Here is a 17,933-nt window from a genome sequence, read left to right on the forward strand (position 1 = left end):
TCACTTCGCTTTCTGAGAGAGCATCTGCGCGACGCCGTAGAGCTTGGCGAACCCCGCCGCTTCCGTCCCCGTCCACAACACGTTGGCCTCTCCGTACGTCGCCACCTTCGCGTCCATCAGCGAGTGCGGCGAACGCACGCCTTCCACGACGTGGGCGCGCGGGGTGAGCACCAGCTTCACCTCGCCCGTCACGCGGTCCTGCGAGGAGGCGAGGAACGCCTCCAGGTCCTTCACCACCGGGTCGAAGAAGTGACCCTCGTGCAGCAGCGACCCGTACAGGTTGCCCACCGTCTCCTTCCAGAAGAGCTGCTTGCCCGACAGCACCAGCTTCTCCAGCTCGCGGTGCGACGCGATGAGCAGGTGTGCCGCCGGGGCCTCGAAGCCCACGCGGCCCTTGATGCCCAGGATGGTGTCGCCCAGGTGCACGCCCCGGCCGATGCCGTACGGACGGCCCAGGGCGTTGAGCTGCTCCACCACGTCCACCGCGGACAGCGCCTTGCCGTCGAGCGCCACCGGCACGCCCTTGTCGAAGGAGATGATCAGCGGTCGAGGCTTCAGGTCGGTGGGGATTTCACCACCGGGGAAGGCCGCTTCCGGCAGGGTGCTCCACGAGTCCAGCGTCTCGCGGCCACCGACGGACGTGCCCCACATGCCCTCGTTGACGGAGTACGTGCCCGTCTTCGCCGGCATGTGGAAGCCGCGCTCCGCGAGGAAGGAGATCTCCTGCTGACGGGAGAGCGCCAGGTCGCGGATGGGGGTGATGAGCTGCAGCTGCGGCGCGAGCGTGCGGAAGGCCACGTCGAAGCGGACCTGATCATTCCCGGCGCCGGTGCTGCCGTGGGCCACGGCCTGCACGCCCAGCTTCTCCGCCATGCGCACGGCCTCCACGGCCTGGCAGGCGCGCTCGGCGGAGACGCTCAGCGGGTAGAGCTGGCCGCGCAGCACGTTGCCGGCGATGAGGAAGCGCAGGTAGCCCTGGAACAGGGTGTCGCGCGCGTCCACCGTGTGGTGCGCCACCGCGCCCAGCTTCTGGGACAGGGCCTGGATGCGCTCCAGCTGCTCGGGCGGGAAGCCGCCCGTGTCCACGGTGACGGTGGTGACGTCCCAGCCCTGCTCGCGCAGGTACACCGTGCAGAAGGCGGTATCGAGGCCGCCGGAGAACGCCAGCACCACGGACTTCTTGCTCATCTTCGGACTCCTGTTGCTGCGAAAGGGGGTGAGGAAGGTTTCAGGGGGCCCAGACGCGCGAAGCGGCCTGTGCCTGCTGTGCGTGGGTGCGCGTGAGCCAGTCGCGCGCATCCGCCAGTTCCTCGCGCGCGGTGGCGAGGCCCAGATTGCCGGCGCCACCCAGGTGGGTGGCCGTCAGTGCGCCGCGGTCCGGCTGGAAGCTGCCGTCGTTGAGCTGACGGCCCACCTCCCGGTACGCGTCGCGGAAGGGCTGGCCCTTCGCCACGAGCGCGTAGGCGTGGTGCGCGGCGTAGAGCGTGTCATCGCACGCCGCGCGCGCCTTCTCCGCGTTCACCTTCAGCGCGGGCACCAGCCGCGCCAGCACGTCCAGCAGCGCCTTCGCGCTGGTGAGAGCCTGGAGGGTGGGGCGCTTCAGCAGCTGGAAGTCACGGTGGTAGCTGGAGGGAAGGCCTCCGGCCACCGCCTCCACCTGATGCGCCAGACCGCGCAGCTCGCGGCAGCGGCCCCGGGCCAGCTCCACCACGTCCGGGTTCTTCTTCTGCGGCATGATGGACGAGCCGGTCGTGAAGGCATCCGGCAGGGCCAGGAAGCCGAACTCGTCCATGCTGTAGAGCTGCACGTCCCAAAGCCACTTCTCCAGAGTGCCCGCCACCGAGCACGCCCAGGTGAGCAGCGCCGCTTCATGCCGCCCCCGACTGTCCTGCGCGTCGATGGGGCTGCGTTGAACTCGACTAAAACCGAGCAACCGCGCGACATATTCACGGTCGATGGGCAGCGGCACACCAAAGCCCGCGGCGGCGCCCAGCGGGCAACGGTCGAGCCGCCCCCACACGCCCTTCAGCGCCTCCAGCTCCTCCAGCAGTCCCTCCGCGAACGCCATGCCCCACAGGCCGAAGGTGGACGGCATCGCGCGGCGCAGGTGCGTGTAGCCGGGCAGGGGCAGGTCCGCGTGCGCTTCCGCGAAGTCCAGGAACGTGCCCGCCAGCTCCGCCGTGCGCGCGCCCAGCGCGAGCAGCTCCTCACGCATGAACAGGCGCAGGGCCAGCAGCACCTGGTCGTTGCGCGAGCGCGCCAGGTGGATGCGCTTGCCCGCCTCGCCGGTGCGCTCCACGAGCGCGGCCTCCAGCGCGGTGTGACCGTCCTCCTGCTCCGGGCGGATGGTGAAGCGGCCCGCGCGGGCCTCGTCGTGGAGCGCGTGCAGGGAGGACACGAGCGACGTGGCGGCCTCCGGGCTGAGCAGGCCCACGTGCGCGAGCATGCGCGCGTGCGCGGCGCTGCCCAGCGCGTCGTGCGGCACCAGCGACAGGTCCACCACGGGGTCATCGCCCACGGTGAAGGCGTGGATGGCCGCGTCCAGCGGCTGGCCCTTGCCCCACAATGTCTCAGCCACGCGACACCTCCCCGGCATAGCCGTGCAGCAGTCGTCGATAGAACGCGAGCCCCGCCTCCAGCTCCGCGCGTGTGAGGTACTCGTTCGCCTGGTGGCTCCGAAGCGTGTCGCCTGGGCCCACCTTCACCGCCGGGATGTCTCCCAGGAACGCCCAGTCGGACGTGGTGCTGGAGCCCACCGTGTCCTGGCCCGACGCCACCACCGCCGCGCGCACCAGCGGGTGCGACGCGTCCGTGCCCTTCGGCAGGTAGCGCGCGGAGTGCACCACCACTTCACTCTCCAGCGCCTGCCCCACGTCCTCCGCCACCTTCGCGTGGTCCATGCCCGGCGTGGTGCGCAGGTCCACGAAGAACTCGCACCGGTCCGGCACCTGGTTGCGCGCCAGGCCTCCGGACACCTGCGTCACCTGCGCTCGCGCCTCACCCAGCAGCGGGTGCGCGGGGAAGCGCAGCGCGGACACGGCCTGGATGTCCCGGGCCGCCTTGAGGATGGCGTTGTCCAGATTGCCCGTGTGCGCGTGCGCCACGTGACCGCTCTTGCCGTGCGCCACGCAGCGCAAGAGCAGCATGCCCCGCTGCGCCGTGCAGGGCTTGAGCGACGTGGGCTCGCCCACGATGGCGGCGTCCAGCGGCCCCAGCGTGGACAAGAGCGGTCCCAGCCCCTTGCCGCCCGTCTCCTCCTCGGCGGTGAGCGCGAAGACGCACTCCACACCCTTGGGCGCGCCCTCCTCCAGGAGCGCCTTCGCGGTGAGGAGCATGGCGGTGACGCAGCCCTTGGCGTCGTTGGCGCCCAGGCCGTAGAGCGTGTCGTCCTTCCACACGGCCTCGTGCGGCTCCGTGTTCCACCCGGCGCACGGCTTCACCGTGTCCAGGTGCGAGTTGACGAGCAGGCGCTTCGGCCCGCTGCCCACGCTGAACCACACGTTGTGGCCCTGGCGGTGCACGCGGGCACCCCAGGACTCCGCATGGCCCGCGACGAGGTCCGCGATGCGGGCCTCGTCGCCGGAGACGCTGGGCGTGGCGACCAGCGCGGTGAGCAGCTCGGCGGGGTTCAACCCTTGGCCTCGCCGTGCTTCACGGGGTGCTCGCGCACGACCATGGTGCCGCTGCCCTCGTTGGTGAAGACCTCCTCCAACAGCGCATCGGACTGCTTGCCGCTCACCAGGTGCACGCTGCCCACGCCGCCCACCAGCGCGTGGCGCATGGCGTGCGCCTTGGGACGCATTCCGCCCGTGAGACGGCCTTCCGCCTCCAGCGACGCCAGGTCCGACAGCGTGGCCAGCGAGATGAGGGACGACGGGTCGGAGACGTCCTTGAGGAGCCCCGGTACCTCCACCATGAAGAACAGCTTCTCCGCATGCAGCGCCGCCGCCAGGGCCGCCGCCACCGTGTCCGCGTTGGTGTTGTAGACAGCGCCGTCCTGGCCGCCCGACAGCGGGGCGATGACCGGCACGTAGTCCGCGGAGCGCAGGTGCTCCACGACGCGCGTGTCCACGGACTCGATGTCGCCCACGAGGCCGTAGTCCACCATGCGGCCTTGCGTCTCGCCGGGCTCCGTCACCAGCACGGGCGGGCGCTTGCGCGCCTTGATGAGGCCCGCGTCCACGCCGGACAGGCCCACCGCGGGCACACCCGCGGCCTGGAGGTCCGCGAGCAGGTCCGTGTGCAGCTTGCCCGCCAGCACCATCTTCGCCGCGTCCAGCACGGGCGCGGAGGTGATGCGGCGGCCGGCCACCTTCTCGATGGGCAGGTGCAGGGCGTCACAGAGCGCGTCCAGCTCCGGACCGCCGCCGTGCACCACGACGGGGCGGATGGAGAAGGCCCACAGGAGTGCGATCTGCTCGCATGCCGTCTTGCGGGTGCGCGGATCCGTCAGCACGGCCCCGCCCAGCTTCACCACGAAGGTCTTGCTGCGGAACTGCTTCACGTACTTCGCCGCGTTGCGAAGCGCGGCGTACGGGTCGGGAGACAAAGGCACGGTGGACCTCTGGAAATGCAAAAGGGGACGGAAGAAGGGTGGGGCGGCGGGCCGTGTGAATCAGCCGCCGCGCATCCAGGCCAGGAGGGCGCGCTGCACGTGGTAGCGGTTGCCCGCCTCATCCACGACGCGGCTGCTGGCGTGATCCAACACCTCGTCGGCGACCTCCACGTTGCGGCGCACGGGCAGGCAGTGCAGGAACGCCGCGTCCTTCGCGGCCTTCCCCATGTGCCGGCGCGTGGGCATCCAGCCCGAGTACGACGCGAGCAGCGCCGCCACGTCCGTGGGCGTGCTCGCCGTCTGCGCGGTGGGGCCCCAGGACTTCGCGTACACGGCGCGGCTGCCCACCAGCGCCTCGTCCTGGTCGTGCGTGTACGTGATGCTGCCGCCGGTGGCCTTGGCGTACGCCTCCGCCTCCGCGCGCACGGCCGGGTGCAGGTCGAAGCCCGGAGGATGCGCCACGCGCACCTCGCAGCCCGCGGCCGCCGCGGACAGGAGGAAGGAGTTGGGCACGGCCTTGGGCAGCGGCTTGATGTGCGGCGCCCAGGTGAGCGTCACCGGCAGCTTCTTCGTGGTGCCGAACGTCTCGCGCAGGGTGAGCGCGTCCGCCAGGCCCTGGCAGGGGTGCTCGCGCGCGGACTCCATGCTCACCACCGGCACGGTGGCCCACTTGCGGAAGGCGTTGATGACGGGGTCGGCCTCGTCCTCCTCGTCACCGCCCCCCTGGGAGAAGGTGCGGATGCCGAGCATGTCCACGAAGCGCGACAGGACGGGCGACGCCTCCTTGATGTGCTCCGCGCGGTCCGCGTTCATCACCGCGCCGGGCCGGTCCTCCAGCTTCCACACGCCAGAGCCCACGTCGAGCACGATGGCGTGCCCGCCCGCGCGCAGCATCACGGCCTCGAAGGACGTGCGCGTGCGCAGCGACGGGTTGAAGAACACCATGCCCAGGAGCTTCCCCGGGAAGATGTGGCCCGGATCCTTCAGCTTCCACGCGGCCGCCTGCGAGAGGACCGCCTCGACGCCTTCCGGGCCCAGGTCCTGAATGCGGGTGACATGCTTCATGGGCTTCGTGCTCCCCCGGCCGCGCCGGATGGATGGGGACTGCTGAATATGCACTTGAATTCGTGCATATTCCTTGAGGAGGCGCGGATATTATGCAGAACGGCGCAGCGCGCAAGAACATTCACTGGGATTTTTCATGCGCCTTGCGTGCGTATTCAGCCGCATGCATGGTGAATGTGAATGAACCTGGACGACGCCATCCTTCAGCTCATCTCCCTCCAGGACGTGCCGGATCAGTTCGTCCTGCAGTCGTTGCTCGAAGAGGCGGGGCACACGCCCAGCCAGTCCACGCTGTCGCGGCGGCTGAAGAAGCTGAGCGTGCAGAAGGTGAACGGGCGCTACCAGCGCGCCGAGCCGCCGGTGGTGACCGTGCCGCTCGCGCCCAGGGTGTCCATCATCGAAGCGCCGCCCAACATGCTGGTGCTGAAGACGGCGCCCGGCTACGCGCAGATCTTCGGGCTGGCGCTGGACCGCGAGGCGGTGGAGGGTCTGGCGGGCACGGTGGCGGGCGACGACACCATCTTCATCGCGGTGAGGGATCCGTCGTACCTGCGGGACGTGCGCGAGGCGGTGGAGGAGCTCATCCAGCGCGGCCCGTGAACGGGAACCGGCGCACGGACTCCCACGGGCCGCCGAGGTAGCGCCAGAGCAGCAGCGCGGGTGCGTGCGAGTCGAAGGCGGACCAACTCGCGCCCAGCTCCACGAGCGCGGCCTTCGCCTCCTCCACCGTGGCCTTGTTCATCAGCGTGACGTGGGGCCGGAAGGGCTGACGGTCCTGCGGCGTGAGCCACTCCACGTAGGCGCGGGAGAGCTCGCGGTGCACGGGCGAGAGTCCGGGGGCTTCCACGTCCACCGCCATGCCGCGTCCCAGACTCCGCAGCTTCGTGAAACTCAGCGTGGGTGCGGGGCGTTCGGTGACGACTTCGAGCGCTGCCTCCACGGCGTCCTGCTCATGCGCGGGCAGGTGGTGGAAGAGGGAGACGTGCGCCGGGATGACGTTGCGCTCGGGAGGGAAGTAGCGGCGGCGCAGGCCGTCCAGGCGCGTGAAGGCTTCTGGTTCCAGCTCAGCGGTGACGAGCAGCGGGGCTTCGGGGAGGGCGGCCATGCGGCGCACACCTTCCGTCCGAAGCCCCAGAGGCACAAGAGGCGCTCAGCCTTGCGACGCGAAGAAGGCCCGCAGCGAGTCGTCGGCCTTCTTGCGGTACTCCGGCAGGCGCGAGCGCTCTGCATCGGCGAGGGCCTTCTTCACGCCCGGCGCATCGAAGTCGTGGGTGTAGACAGGCGTGCCGGGCTGCTGGCGCCACGAGTCAGCGAGGCTGCCCGCGTCGATGCCGTCGAAGCCCAGCTCCTCCACGAGCTTGAGCACCTTCGCGCGGTGCTCGGGCGGATCCCCCGCGATGGGCAGCGCCACCCGGCCGGGCGTGCCCTTCGGCAGGCCCTTCTCCAGGAGGCTCTGGAAGAAGATGTTGTTGAAGGCCTTGATGACGGGGCGGCCGATGAGCGAGGCGACCCACTCGCTCTCCACCTTGCCGTTCTCCAGCTCTGGGATGCTGCCGTCGCGCACGGGGTAGTAGTTGCCCGTGTCGATGATCACGACGTCCTTCGGCACGTTCGCGAACAGGCCCTTCGGCAGGTCAGGGATTGCCTTCTGGGGGATGGTCACGACGACGACTTCGCCGGCCTTCGCCGCCTCTTCGACCGTGACGGCCTTCGCGCCCGTCTCCTTCGCGAGGTCGCGCAGGGTGTCCGGTCCGCGTGAGTTCGCGATGGACACTTCATGGCCCAGCTGCGTCCACCGCCGAGCCAGGGTTCCACCGATGAATCCCGCGCCAATGATTCCGATCTTCATGTCGTCCTCGTCCGGAAAGTGAGTCCCACGACTGCAAGCGCCGGTCGGATGCGCGGCCCGCGTGCGTGATTCGCGGTCCTGTTGGATTGCCACCGGACCCGCGTGCGGACGACCTGATGGGTGGACTTCCTGCTCCGGGTGTTCCGGCGTCAACGCTTGGGGCCTGGGTCCGACGCCTTCCTGCCGGGCGTGTGAGCGGATGGGGGCCTTCCGCCCCGACCCGGGCATTCGCTAACGTTCCGGTCCGGGCTGGTCCTTGGGAGACCCGCCCTGCTGCCATGGCCCACATTCCATCCGAGCTGGTCGCGGCCTTCCGGGGGACCGCCGCGCGAACCCTGTCCTCCGAGGAGGACACGGCGCTTGCGCCCATCCTGATGGGCATCCTCGAGCGTTGCGAGGCAGCCTGGCCTGGCGTCAGGCTTGAGCCCAAGGCCTTCGTCGCGCATCTGGGGCTGCACACGCCGCCGAGCGAGCCCCTCGCGCAGGCCCTGGCCGCGCTGCATTGCGAGGACCTGTATCTGGCGCTGGCGGCGGTGGAGGGGCAGCGGGCCGCGCTGGATGTGCTGGAGTCCGCCGTGCTGGTGCCCGCGGGGCGAGCGGTGCGCCGCGTGGAGGACTCGGACGCCTTCGTGGACGAGGTGCTCCAGCTCACGCGCCTGCGGCTCCTGGTGGAGGAGGGCGGACGTGCTCCGCGCCTCACGGAGTACGCGGGCCGGGGGCCGCTGCGGCGGTGGGCGGAGGCCGTGGCGCTGGGCATCGCGCTGTCGCTCAAGCGCAAGCCGGACCGGAGCACGCCGCTGGACGACGCACTCATCGCCGCGGACCTGGGCGCGACGGATCCGGAGCTGGAGCACATCCGCCATCGCTACCGTCCCGCCTTCCGCGCCGCCTTCACGGAGGCACTGGCCGCGCTCGCGCCGCGCGACCGCAACCTGCTGCGCATGGGGTTGGTGCAGGGCCTGGGCGTGGAGTCGCTGGGCGCCCTGCATCAGGTGCATGCCTCCACGGTGTCGCGGTGGATGGCGAAGGCGCGCGAAGGGCTCCTGGAGCAGACCCGGCAGGGTCTTGCCCGGCGGCTCGCGCTCAACACCTCCCAGCTGGACAGCCTGCTGCGCGTGCTCGACGGCAGCCTGGAGATCAGCCTCGCGTCCCTCCTGAAGGAAGGGTGATTCCCTCCATGCCCGAGTCCACCGCCCACCTCGATGAGGTCGAGCTGCTCGACCTCGCGGACGGCATCCCGTCCCAGTCCCTGCGCGAGCGCGCCGAAGGCCACCTGGACACCTGCGCGTCCTGCCGTGAGGCCCTGGCGGACTTCCTGCGCGTGCGCGCCGTCCCCGCGCCGGACGTGCACGCCGCGCGCACGGCCGTGGCGGTATCGGAGCCGTTCACCCGCTCCGTCAAGTCGCGCATCCCCCAGCTCGCGCAGGGGACGCTGCTGGGCCGCTACGTGGTGCTGGAGCGGCTGGGCGCGGGAGGCATGGGCGTCGTCCACGCGGCGTATGATCCAAGCCTCGACCGTCGCATCGGACTGAAGCTCCTGCGCGCGCCGACCTCCGCCAGCGGCTCCCAGGGGGGAACAGAGCGGCTCCTGCGCGAGGCCCAGGCCGCCGCGCGCACGCGCCACCCGCACGTCGTCGCCGTGCACGATGTGGGGACGTTCGGGGACGTCGTCTTCATCGCGATGGAGCTGGTGGACGGCGGCACCGTGCGCCAGCACCTGCTGGCGGCCACCCGACCGTGGCGCGACGTGGTGCGGCTCTACCTCCAGGCTGGCCGGGGGCTCGCGGCGGCGCACGCGGCGGGCGTCGTGCACCGGGACTTCAAGCCGGACAACGTGCTCGTGGACAAGGAGGGCCGCGCCCGCGTGACGGACTTCGGGCTGGCCCGCCTGGAGTCCTCCGAAGAAGCAGATGCCACAGCGCTGGGACCCGGCAGGAGCACGTCGCCCAGGAGCGCCCCAGGAGATGCCGCGTCGCCCAAGGGCTCCCCGGACGAGGCCTCGTCGCCGATAGCCATTCCGGGCGAGACCTTGTCGCCTAAGGACACCCCTGGCAATGCCGCGTCTCCGATGGTCGGCCCTGGCAACGCCGCGCCGCCGAAGGGCGCCCCTCTGGTCACCAGCGTCGCGGGCACGCCAGGGTACATCGCGCCGGAGGTGCTCACGGGCGCGCCCGCGGACGCGCGGTCGGATCAGTACGCGTTCTGCGTCTCGCTGTACGAAGGGCTGCACGGCCAGAAGCCCTCCTCCACTGAGGCCGGCGGCCTGGCGAACCGGAGCAACGTCCCGCGCTCCGTGCACGCGCTCATCGTGCGCGGACTGTCACCGGAGCCCGGGGCACGTCATCCCTCCATGACGGTCCTGCTCGACGCGCTGGAGCGCGCGGCCTTCCCACGCACCAGCGCGAAGATGGCAGCCGCAGGCGTGGGAGCGGGCCTGCTCGCCATCGCGGCCGCTGTGGTGTTCGCCCGGGGCCCGTCGCCCTGCGCGGATGACCCCACGCGGCTCCAGGACATCTGGGACGCGGACCGCAAGGCGGCGCTGCTCAAGGCTTTCCAGGCCACGGGCGCGCCGGACGCCATTGCCGCCTACGAGGCCACCGCCCGGACGCTGGATGCCTATGCCTCCGGTTGGAATGACAACCGCCGCGAGGCCTGCCTGGCCACGCACGAACACGGCACGCAGTCCACCGCGGTGCTGGACCTGCGGACCCACTGCCTGGAGCGTCGCCGCCGGGAGCTGACCGCGCTCACGGAGGTGCTCTTCTCCGCGGACCGGGTCGGCGTCGCCAGCGCTCCGGAAGCCGCGCAGGCACTGAGCCCCCTGTCGCGCTGCGCGGACGTGGAGGCCCTGTCCCAGCCGGTGCCCCCACCGGAGCGGCCGGAGGTCGCCGCTCGCGTGAAGGCCGCCTACGCGAAGCTGGACGACGCGCGGGCCCGCCTGGGCGCGGACCGGTGGCAGGACGCCGTGGACCGCGTCGCCCCCATCGTGAAGGAGGCGGAGACGCTGGGCTACAAGCCGCTGCTGGGTGAGGCCCTGCTCATCGAAGGCGAGGCCCGCGCCTTCCTGCGCGACGAGTCCGCGGAACCGGCGCTGCGCCGCGCGATGCTGGCGTCACTGTCAGGGCGCGACGACCTGCGCGCCGCGGAGGCCGTCGTCTACCAGGTCTTCGTCGACGGCGAGGTGACCCAGCGCCCGGAGCAGGCCAAGGCCCACGCCGACGAGGCCCGGGCGCTCCTGGCGCGGTCCGGCGGCAACCTGGAGCTGGAGTCCCAGCTGCTCGCGTACGAGGGCAACTCGCTGGAGCAGCAGTCGCGCTCGTCGGAGGCGCTGCCCGTGCTTCAGCAGGCGCTGGCGCTCCAGGAGCGATTGCACGGCCGCGACTCGCCACGGCTCGCCCGCGCGCTGCTCACGATGGCCTCCACCCAGCGGTCGATGGGGCGCGCGGAGGAGGCGCTCGCCACCATCCAGCGCGCCAGGAAGGTGTTGGAGGCCGCCTACGGCCCGGACCACCCGAAGGTCGCCATCACGATCAACAACATGGGCGGGACCCTGGTGGAGCTGCGGCGCTACGAGGAGGGGTATGAGGCCTTCCTGGAGACCCTGCGCCGCTATGAGCGCATCTACGGCCCCGACCACCAGCCCCAGCGCTACGTCGCCGGCCTGCGGGCGAACCTGAGCGCGGCGGCCTTCCGCATGGGGCGCTACGAAGAGGCCGAGCGCCGCATGCTGGAAGCCCGGGTCATCTACAAACAGCTGTTCCCCAAGGGCTCCATCTTCCGGATCCGCTCCGGTACCAACCTGTCCCAGATCCTCATGAACCAGAGCCGGGTGGCGGACGCCCAGGTGCTGCTCCAGGAGATGGAAGAGGAGGTGGCTGCGGCCCGGGCCGATGGCCGCAGCGATCCCATCTTCGCGGCGCCGTCGCGGTGCCGAGCGGAATCCTGGATGCGGCTGGGGCAGTCCGAGCGCGCCGTCGCGGAAGCGAAGCGCAGCGTGGCCATCGTGCGGGAGCTCAAGGGGGAGACCGAGCTGGGAGAATCGCTGCGCGTCCTGTCCGTGACCCTCACCCGGGCGAAGCAGCTCAACGAGGCCCGGGACGTGGCGCGCGAGCTGTTGGCCCTGCACCACAAGCTCGCGGGCGAAGAGACCCGGCCTCCCATGGAGATGGAGGAGATGATGGCCGAGCTGTCCCTGGCGCGCGGTGAGGTGGACGAGGCCCGTAAGTGGGGGGAGCGCTCCCTGGAGGCCTGGAGTCAGACGGCGGCCCCGCCCCTGGAGATGGCCAACATCCGCTTCATCCTGGCCCGCACGCTGCGCAAGGCCCACCTGGAGCCGGAGCGGGCCCGGGCCCTGGCCACCGCAGCCCGCGACGCCGTGCTCCCCACCGCCGAACCCCGGTTGCTCAAGCTCTCCGAACTGGACGCGTTCCTGCGAGAGCGCTGAGGCGCGCGGGGCTGCTAGGGTGCCGCCCCCTATGCGAATCCTCGTCGGACTGACCTCGTCGGGCTGGACGGAGAAGGCCCGGTGGGCGTTGGACCACCACCGCGTCGCCTACCGCTACCAGGACTACGTCCCCCTCATCCAGGAGCGCTGGCTGCGCAAGCAGGTGGCTCCCGGGGTGAAGCCCTCCGTGCCGCTGCTCGTGGACCCGCCCCAGCCGGCCACGCACGGCTCGTTCGCCATCGCGAAGCACGCGGAAGGAGTGGGGCAGGGCAGCCCGCTCTTCCCGGCCGCGCAGGTGGACGCCATCACCGCGTGGAACGACACCAGCGAACACGTGCTGGACCTGGCGCGCGCCTACGCCATGCCGCGCATGCTGACGAACTCCCGCGCCCAGGCGGAGATGCTGCCGAAGTTCGTCCCCGGCTGGCTGCGCCCGGTGTTCGCGCCCTCCGCGCGCCTGGGCATGCGCTACGTGGTGAAGAAGCACCAGGTGGCGGACAGCTCGCCGGAGGCCATCGAGGCCGCCGTCGCCCCCTCCTACGAGAAGCTGCGCGCCGCGCTGGGGGGCAGGCCCTACCTGCTGGACGCGGGCTTCACCTACGCGGACATCACCACCGCGGCGATGCTCGTGCTGCTGGGGCCGCCCGCGGACCGGCACCTGCCCATGGGGCCGGGCACGCGTGAGGTGTGGACCCACTCGGGGCTCGCCGCCCGCTTCCCGGACCTGCTCGCGTGGCGCGACGCGCTCTACGACAAGCACCGCCGCACCTGAAAAACACCACGGGCCGCCTCCCGGTGAGGGAAGGCGGCCCGCCGTGAATCACCGGTGCGTGCCGCCGGCTACCCCGCCTGCTTCACGCCCTTCGAGTTGTCCACCAGCACCTTGGCGAAGGTGAGCCCGTCGGGGCCCGCGTCCGCCTGGATGTGCTCGCCCGGCGCGAACTCGCCGTTCAGCACCTTGATGGCGAGCGGATCCAACAGGTACTTCTGCACCGCGCGCTTCAGCGGCCGGGCACCGTACGTGGGGTCGTAGCCGCGCTCCGCCAGCAACTCCCGCGCGCCTTCCGTGAGGTCCAGCGTGAGGCGCTTGGCCTGGAGCAGCTTCTGGAGCTTGCCCAGCTGGATGTCCACGATGCGGTAGATGTCCTTCTTGCGCAGCGGCTCGAAGATGACGATTTCGTCCACGCGGTTGAGGAACTCCGGCCGGAAGTGGCTGCGCAGCGCTTCCATTACCTCGCCGCGAGTCTTCTCGTTGAGCGTGTCCGTGCCCGCCATGCCCTCCTGGATGGCCTGCGAGCCGATGTTCGACGTGAGGATGAGCACCGCGTTGCGGAAGTCCACCGTGCGGCCCTGGCTGTCCGTCACCCGGCCCTCGTCGAGGATTTGCAGCAGGATGTTGAACACGTCGTGGTGTGCCTTCTCGATTTCGTCGAAGAGCACCACCGTGTACGGCCTGCGGCGCACGGCCTCCGTCAGCTGGCCGCCCTCCTCGTAGCCCACGTAGCCCGGGGGCGCGCCCACGAGCCGGGACACCGCGTGCTTCTCCATGTACTCGGACATGTCGATGCGGACCATGGCCGTGTCGTCGTCGAAGAGGAACTCCGCCAGCGCCTTCGCCGTCTCCGTCTTGCCCACGCCCGTGGGGCCCAGGAAGATGAACGAGCCGATGGGGCGGTTCGGGTCCTGCAGCCCGCTGCGCGCGCGGCGCACGGCGTTGGACACGGCCTCAATCGGGGTGCGCTGGCCAATCACGCGCTCGGCGAGCCGGTCCTCCATCTTGACCAGCTTCTGCATCTCGCCCTCCATCAGCTTGGAGACCGGGATGCCCGTCCACTTGGCCACCACGGAGGCGATGTCCTCGGAGTCCACCTCCTCCTTGAGGAACTTCTGGTTCTTCTGAAGCTCCGCCAGCTTCTCGTTCTGCGCGGTGACTTCCTTCTCCAGCGAGGGGATGACGCCGAACTTCAGCTCCGCCGCGCGGTTCAGGTCGCCCTGACGCTCCGCCGCGGCCTGGTCGTTGCGCGCCTTCTCCTGCTTCTCCTTGAGCGAGCGCAGGGCCGCGATGGCCTTCTTCTCCGCGTCCCAGTGGGCCTTGAGCGAGTTGAACTTCTCGTTCAGGTTCGCGAGCTCCTTCTCGATGGTGGCCAGGCGCTCACGCGAGTGCGGATCCGTCTCCTTGCGCAGGCCCTCACGCTCGATTTCCAGCTGCGTCACCTTGCGGCGGATGTCGTCGATCTCCGTGGGCATGGAGTCGATTTCGATACGCAGGCGGCTGGAGGCCTCGTCGACCAGGTCGATGGCCTTGTCCGGCAGGAAGCGGTCCGCGATGTACCGGTGGCTGAGCGTGGCCGCCGCGACGAGCGCGGAGTCCTGGATGCGCACGCCGTGGTGCACCTCGTAGCGCTCCTTCAGGCCACGCAGGATGCTGATGGTGTCGTGCACCGTGGGCTCGCCCACGAACACCGGCTGGAAGCGGCGCTCCAGCGCGGCGTCCTTTTCAATGTGCTTGCGGTACTCATCCAGCGTCGTCGCGCCAATGCAGTGCAGCTCACCGCGCGCGAGCGCAGGCTTGAGCATGTTGCCCGCGTCCATGGCGCCTTCGGCCTTCCCGGCGCCCACGAGCGTGTGCATCTCGTCGATGAAGAGGATGATTTCGCCCGCCGCGTCCGCGACCTCCTTGAGGACCGCCTTGAGGCGCTCCTCGAACTCGCCGCGGAACTTGGCGCCGGCCACCATGGAGCCCATGTCCAGGGTGATGAGGCGCTTGTTCTTCAAGCCCTCCGGCACGTCGCCGTCCACGATGCGGCGCGCGAGCCCTTCCGCGATGGCCGTCTTGCCCACGCCCGGCTCACCGATGAGCACCGGGTTGTTCTTGGTGCGGCGGCTGAGCACCTGGATGCAGCGGCGGATCTCCTCGTCGCGGCCGATGACGGGGTCCAGCTTGCCGGCGCGCGCGGACTCCGTGAGGTCGCGGCCGTACTTCTCCAGCGCCTGGTAGGTGGACTCCGCGTCCGCGCTCGTCACGCGTGAGGAGCCTCGCACTTCCTTCAGGCCCGCCTGCACGCGCTCGCGCGTCACGCCGGAGGACTTCATGGCCTCGCCGACGGCGCCCTTGTCCTGGGTCAGCGCGAGCAGCAGGTGCTCGGACGAGGTGAACTCGTCCTTCAGCGCCTTGGCCTCGTCCTCGGCCTTGTCGAAGGTCTTCATCAGGCGCTGGCTGAGCATGGCGCTCTCGCCGCCCTGGATGCGGGGGAGCTTCTGGAGCGCTTCGCCCAGCCGGCCCGCGAACAGCTTCACGTCCACGCCAATCTTGCGCAGAAGAGGGTCGACGATGCCGTCCTTCTGCCCCAGCAGTGCCGCGGCGAGGTGCTCCGGCTCGTAGTGGGGATTGTCGGCCCGGCGGGCCAGCGACTGACCCTCCTGGATCGCCTCCTGCGCCTTCACCGTGTATTTGTCGAGTCGCATGACCTCAACGTAAGGGCCGGGGACCCCTTGGCAAGGCGACACTGCCCGTATGCCCGGCGATTTCCCTGGAATACTTTGAGCCGCTGGAAGCGGCCGGGTAATCGTGGTGGCGAAGTTGCCAGGGGGTGGGGGGGTCGGTTATAGGCGGCGCCCATCCTCGGGGGCTTCACTCTGGACGCGCACGGCGGCTATCTCGTTCGACTCGACACCTTCTCCGGGTTGGCGCTCGTGCGTCTGGCCCGCGAGGCGCTGTCGTTGGACAGCGCCCCGGGCGCCACGGCGCTGCGCGTCACCATCAACCGCCGCCGCAAGGTGGTGCGCCTGGCCTTCCTGGGGCCCTTCTCCCAGGGCCGGCAGGGCGCCCACTGGTACGCGGCGCACCACGCCCTGGCCCGCCTCCTGTCCGCCGCCGCCAACGCCACCGTGCACGCCTACGTGTACGACGCGGACGAGGGCGAGGAAGTGATTGCCTACGGCAACGGCCGCCGGGTGGGTGGGGAGAAGGTGGTGTACGAGGACGCGGAGCTGCCGTGTCCCCTGGAGGAGCTGGACGACGAGGCCTTCGCCCGCCTCCAGTCCCGCTGGCCCATGGGGCACCTGGCGTACGTGTTCGGGCTGACGCGGGACGAGCTCCTGCGCATCCCCCAGGCCCCGCTGGCCCGCGTGCTGCCGCTGGAGGGCACGGCCGCCGGCTCCGAAGCGGACGCGATGGCCGCCCTGGAGGCGCTGCTCCTGGGGCCCGCGTTGCCCCGCGCGGAGACGGACGCGGGCTGAAGCAGCACGGACGGCCTTTCAGCGCCGCGCCGCGTCAGCCCTGTCCGGACTTCAGGGCTCTTCCGTCGGCCCGTCGAGCGTGACGATGGCGTCCCGCACGCCCTCGCTGCGGAAGTACTGGGCGAGCAGGGCGAAGCCACCGGCGACGAGCACCGTGGGGAGCACCGCGCTGAGGGTCATCAGGGACGGGACGAGCGCGTAGAGCTGCTGCGCCGTGGCCGGGTCCTGGAACTCGGGCAGGCCCTTGAGCCCTTCCACCATGGCCTGGCTGGTGTGGCGGGCCACGACGGTCCACTGGGCCCCGTCAATGGTGCGCATCAGCGCGGCGAAGATGCCCGCGCCACCGAGCAGCTGCCGGAAGCCATCCCGGGGGACGCCGTCGGGGGAGCGCAGCATGCGGCTGGAGGCGAAGAAGAGCAGGGTGCAGGCCACCGTCAGCCCGGTCAGCACCAGGGCGCGGGACTCGCGCATGGGGGAGAGCGCGGAGAGCTGCGCCTCCATGATGGCCTGGGTGACGGCGGGGTCCTTGCCCAGCAGGGCAATGGTGGGGGTGTGCTCCCGCTGCGCTTCGCGGTGGGCCTCGAAGTTCATCATGACGGAGGCCTCGCTGCAGGCGAGGAACCCCGTCAGGGTGGAGAGCATCAGGCACAGCCCTGCGGCGATCCGCACGCCCCGGGGCAATCCCCCCGGGCGGGTGACTTCACGAGGCTTCACTTCCGGCTTGCCTCCACGTAGCGCATGCGAAGGTCGGACAGGAGGTTGTCCACCAGCTTCTCCTCCTCCGCGGTGAGGTTTCCGCGCGTCTTCTCGCGGAGCATCGCCAGGAGGTCCAGGTTCTGCCGGGCCGAAGGCAGGTCCTTCTCCATGCGGCCCGTCTCCGGGTTCGGCGCCCCACCCAGGTGGATGAGGACGGCGGAACCCAGTCCGACGACGAAGGTGCTGAACGACAGGGACTCCTCGGAGGCGGGGCTCGCATCCCCCGTCATCACGAAGGTCTCACCCCGCTTCTCCGAAGGGCTCATTCGGACGCCTTGTCCTCTTCGCCAGCAGGCTCGTCCGCCTCGTCCTTGTCCTCGTCCTCGTCCGCCTCGTCGTCGTCCGACTCATCCTCGTCGGAGGCGTCGTCGTCCGTGTCCTCGTCGTCGTCCTCGTCATCGAAGTCGTCTTCGATGTCGCCATCCATCAGCGTCTCGATGGGGACGGACTTGTCGGCCACGTCCGGCAGCTCCTCGAGGTGCTTCTTGTACGCGTCCTCGTCCACCTGGCCGCTGCGCTGGTAGCGATCGGCGGTGCGCTTGTCGAGGTGCTTCGGGTTGATGCCTTCAGCCATGATTCAAATCCTCGGAATTGCTTGGAAAACAGCGCGGCACCTTATAGCAGGAGGGGCGCCTGTCAACGCTCGTGTCCCCAGGCCCGGAAACCGATGAACGTCTCGCCCCGCCCCCCGCTTCCCCAAGGCCCGTACCTGCTGTGCGACGACAGCATCCGCCCGGAGCTGCCCCTGGTGGACAAGGCCGGCCAGCTGCTTCAGGGCGGTGCCCGGATGCTCCAACTGCGCATGAAGCACACCCCTCCCCGGGAGGCATTGGCGGCGGCCCGAGCGGTGGTGGCTCTGTGCCGGCGGGCAGGCGCGGTGTGTCTCATCAACGACCGGGTGGACCTGGCGCTCCTGTCGGACGCGCACGGGGTGCACGTGGGGGACGAGGACCTGCCTCCGGAGGCGGCGCGGGAGCTGTTGGGTCCTGGCCGGTACGTGGGCGTGACGGCGCGGGGGACGGAAG

The 17,933-nt window shown here is 70.5% G+C and carries 17 protein-coding genes; 6 read left to right on the plus strand and 11 right to left on the minus strand.

Annotated features, from left to right (window positions below; genetic code table 11):
* Genes argG through D7X99_RS25460 form a run of 5 tightly spaced genes read right to left on the minus strand, consistent with a single transcriptional unit; the run spans position 1 to position 5,620 of the window.
* The gene (argG, locus tag D7X99_RS25440; protein ID WP_120596252.1) at positions 1 to 1,188 is read right to left on the minus strand and encodes an argininosuccinate synthase; all 1,188 of its coding nucleotides are present in this window, start codon (positions 1,186 to 1,188) and stop codon (positions 1 to 3) included.
* A gap of 40 nt (positions 1,189 to 1,228) precedes the next feature.
* The gene (argH, locus tag D7X99_RS25445; RefSeq protein ID WP_169820821.1) at positions 1,229 to 2,578 is read right to left on the minus strand and encodes an argininosuccinate lyase; all 1,350 of its coding nucleotides are present in this window, start codon (positions 2,576 to 2,578) and stop codon (positions 1,229 to 1,231) included.
* The gene (locus D7X99_RS25450) at positions 2,571 to 3,632 is read right to left on the minus strand and encodes a M20/M25/M40 family metallo-hydrolase (protein ID WP_121754624.1); all 1,062 of its coding nucleotides are present in this window, start codon (positions 3,630 to 3,632) and stop codon (positions 2,571 to 2,573) included. The genes argH and D7X99_RS25450 overlap by 8 nt, the downstream gene beginning before the upstream one ends.
* A complete protein-coding gene (gene argB, locus D7X99_RS25455; RefSeq protein ID WP_120577889.1) occupies positions 3,629 to 4,555 on the minus strand; it encodes an acetylglutamate kinase in 927 nt (308 codons plus the stop codon). The genes D7X99_RS25450 and argB overlap by 4 nt, the downstream gene beginning before the upstream one ends.
* Before the next feature lie 60 nt (positions 4,556 to 4,615).
* Complete coding sequence (locus tag D7X99_RS25460) at positions 4,616 to 5,620, minus strand: N-acetylornithine carbamoyltransferase (RefSeq protein WP_120577888.1); 1,005 nt, start codon at positions 5,618 to 5,620, stop codon at positions 4,616 to 4,618.
* Between the two features lie 180 nt (positions 5,621 to 5,800).
* Between D7X99_RS25460 and D7X99_RS25465 the strand changes: the two genes are divergently transcribed.
* Complete coding sequence (locus D7X99_RS25465) at positions 5,801 to 6,220, plus strand: arginine repressor (RefSeq protein WP_121780040.1); 420 nt, start codon at positions 5,801 to 5,803, stop codon at positions 6,218 to 6,220.
* On the opposite strand, the gene D7X99_RS25470 is transcribed toward D7X99_RS25465, so the two are convergent.
* Both D7X99_RS25470 and D7X99_RS25475 read right to left on the minus strand, forming a co-directional pair.
* Positions 6,201 to 6,725: a 2'-5' RNA ligase family protein gene (locus D7X99_RS25470; protein ID WP_121780041.1), complete on the minus strand. Its 525-nt coding sequence runs from the start codon at positions 6,723 to 6,725 to the stop codon at positions 6,201 to 6,203. The genes D7X99_RS25465 and D7X99_RS25470 overlap by 20 nt on opposite strands.
* 45 nt (positions 6,726 to 6,770) lie before the next feature.
* The gene (locus D7X99_RS25475; protein WP_121780042.1) at positions 6,771 to 7,469 is read right to left on the minus strand and encodes an NADPH-dependent F420 reductase; all 699 of its coding nucleotides are present in this window, start codon (positions 7,467 to 7,469) and stop codon (positions 6,771 to 6,773) included.
* A gap of 278 nt (positions 7,470 to 7,747) precedes the next feature.
* Here D7X99_RS25475 and D7X99_RS25480 point away from each other — a divergent pair, with 278 nt between their 5' ends.
* Genes D7X99_RS25480 through D7X99_RS25490 form a run of 3 tightly spaced genes read left to right on the plus strand, consistent with a single transcriptional unit; the run spans position 7,748 to position 12,685 of the window.
* A complete protein-coding gene (locus tag D7X99_RS25480; RefSeq protein ID WP_158627067.1) occupies positions 7,748 to 8,638 on the plus strand; it encodes an RNA polymerase subunit sigma-70 in 891 nt (296 codons plus the stop codon).
* An 8-nt stretch (positions 8,639 to 8,646) separates the two neighbouring features.
* The gene (locus tag D7X99_RS25485; protein WP_147476260.1) at positions 8,647 to 11,913 is read left to right on the plus strand and encodes a serine/threonine-protein kinase; all 3,267 of its coding nucleotides are present in this window, start codon (positions 8,647 to 8,649) and stop codon (positions 11,911 to 11,913) included.
* Between the two features lie 31 nt (positions 11,914 to 11,944).
* The gene (locus D7X99_RS25490) at positions 11,945 to 12,685 is read left to right on the plus strand and encodes a glutathione S-transferase C-terminal domain-containing protein (protein WP_121780045.1); all 741 of its coding nucleotides are present in this window, start codon (positions 11,945 to 11,947) and stop codon (positions 12,683 to 12,685) included.
* 68 nt (positions 12,686 to 12,753) lie between these two features.
* Here D7X99_RS25490 and clpB read toward each other — a convergent pair whose 3' ends face one another.
* The gene (gene clpB, locus D7X99_RS25495; RefSeq protein WP_121780046.1) at positions 12,754 to 15,378 is read right to left on the minus strand and encodes an ATP-dependent chaperone ClpB; all 2,625 of its coding nucleotides are present in this window, start codon (positions 15,376 to 15,378) and stop codon (positions 12,754 to 12,756) included.
* A gap of 228 nt (positions 15,379 to 15,606) precedes the next feature.
* On the opposite strand from clpB, the gene D7X99_RS25500 reads away from it, so the two are divergent.
* On the plus strand, positions 15,607 to 16,152 hold the full coding sequence (locus D7X99_RS25500; protein WP_233613716.1) for a hypothetical protein: 546 nt from the start codon (positions 15,607 to 15,609) through the stop codon (positions 16,150 to 16,152).
* A gap of 51 nt (positions 16,153 to 16,203) precedes the next feature.
* On the opposite strand, the gene D7X99_RS25505 is transcribed toward D7X99_RS25500, so the two are convergent.
* The 3 genes from D7X99_RS25505 to D7X99_RS25515 are packed head-to-tail and all read right to left on the minus strand — an operon-like array spanning position 16,204 to position 17,482.
* A complete protein-coding gene (locus D7X99_RS25505) occupies positions 16,204 to 16,866 on the minus strand; it encodes a hypothetical protein (protein ID WP_169822750.1) in 663 nt (220 codons plus the stop codon).
* On the minus strand, positions 16,863 to 17,174 hold the full coding sequence (locus D7X99_RS25510) for a DUF1844 domain-containing protein (protein ID WP_121780048.1): 312 nt from the start codon (positions 17,172 to 17,174) through the stop codon (positions 16,863 to 16,865). Before D7X99_RS25510 ends, D7X99_RS25505 begins: the two co-directional genes overlap by 4 nt.
* Positions 17,171 to 17,482 (minus strand): hypothetical protein, encoded by a 312-nt coding sequence (locus D7X99_RS25515; RefSeq protein WP_121780049.1) that lies wholly within the window; start codon positions 17,480 to 17,482, stop codon positions 17,171 to 17,173. Before D7X99_RS25515 ends, D7X99_RS25510 begins: the two co-directional genes overlap by 4 nt.
* Positions 17,483 to 17,575: 93 nt before the next feature.
* On the opposite strand from D7X99_RS25515, the gene D7X99_RS25520 reads away from it, so the two are divergent.
* A partial coding sequence (locus D7X99_RS25520) for a thiamine phosphate synthase (protein ID WP_199756365.1) occupies positions 17,576 to 17,933 on the plus strand: 358 nt, incomplete at its 3' end.

The organism is Corallococcus sp. AB032C, from assembly GCF_003668935.1.
In the GTDB taxonomy this organism is placed as follows: Bacteria; Myxococcota; Myxococcia; order Myxococcales; family Myxococcaceae; genus Corallococcus; species Corallococcus exiguus.

What these genes read in the sequence shown, in the direction of transcription:
- D7X99_RS25470 (WP_121780041.1), bottom strand. Translation starts at nt 6,725, where the DNA reads ATGGCCGCCCTCCCCGAAGCCCCGCTGCTCGTCACCGCTGAGCTGGAA.
- D7X99_RS25515 (WP_121780049.1), bottom strand. Translation starts at nt 17,482, where the DNA reads ATGGCTGAAGGCATCAACCCGAAGCACCTCGACAAGCGCACCGCCGAT.
- clpB (WP_121780046.1), bottom strand. Translation starts at nt 15,378, where the DNA reads ATGCGACTCGACAAATACACGGTGAAGGCGCAGGAGGCGATCCAGGAG.
- D7X99_RS25475 (WP_121780042.1), bottom strand. Translation starts at nt 7,469, where the DNA reads ATGAAGATCGGAATCATTGGCGCGGGATTCATCGGTGGAACCCTGGCT.
- D7X99_RS25485 (WP_147476260.1), top strand. Translation starts at nt 8,647, where the DNA reads ATGCCCGAGTCCACCGCCCACCTCGATGAGGTCGAGCTGCTCGACCTC.
- D7X99_RS25490 (WP_121780045.1), top strand. Translation starts at nt 11,945, where the DNA reads ATGCGAATCCTCGTCGGACTGACCTCGTCGGGCTGGACGGAGAAGGCC.
- D7X99_RS25510 (WP_121780048.1), bottom strand. Translation starts at nt 17,174, where the DNA reads ATGAGCCCTTCGGAGAAGCGGGGTGAGACCTTCGTGATGACGGGGGAT.
- D7X99_RS25465 (WP_121780040.1), top strand. Translation starts at nt 5,801, where the DNA reads ATGAACCTGGACGACGCCATCCTTCAGCTCATCTCCCTCCAGGACGTG.
- argG (WP_120596252.1), bottom strand. Translation starts at nt 1,188, where the DNA reads ATGAGCAAGAAGTCCGTGGTGCTGGCGTTCTCCGGCGGCCTCGATACC.
- D7X99_RS25460 (WP_120577888.1), bottom strand. Translation starts at nt 5,620, where the DNA reads ATGAAGCATGTCACCCGCATTCAGGACCTGGGCCCGGAAGGCGTCGAG.
- D7X99_RS25480 (WP_158627067.1), top strand. Translation starts at nt 7,748, where the DNA reads ATGGCCCACATTCCATCCGAGCTGGTCGCGGCCTTCCGGGGGACCGCC.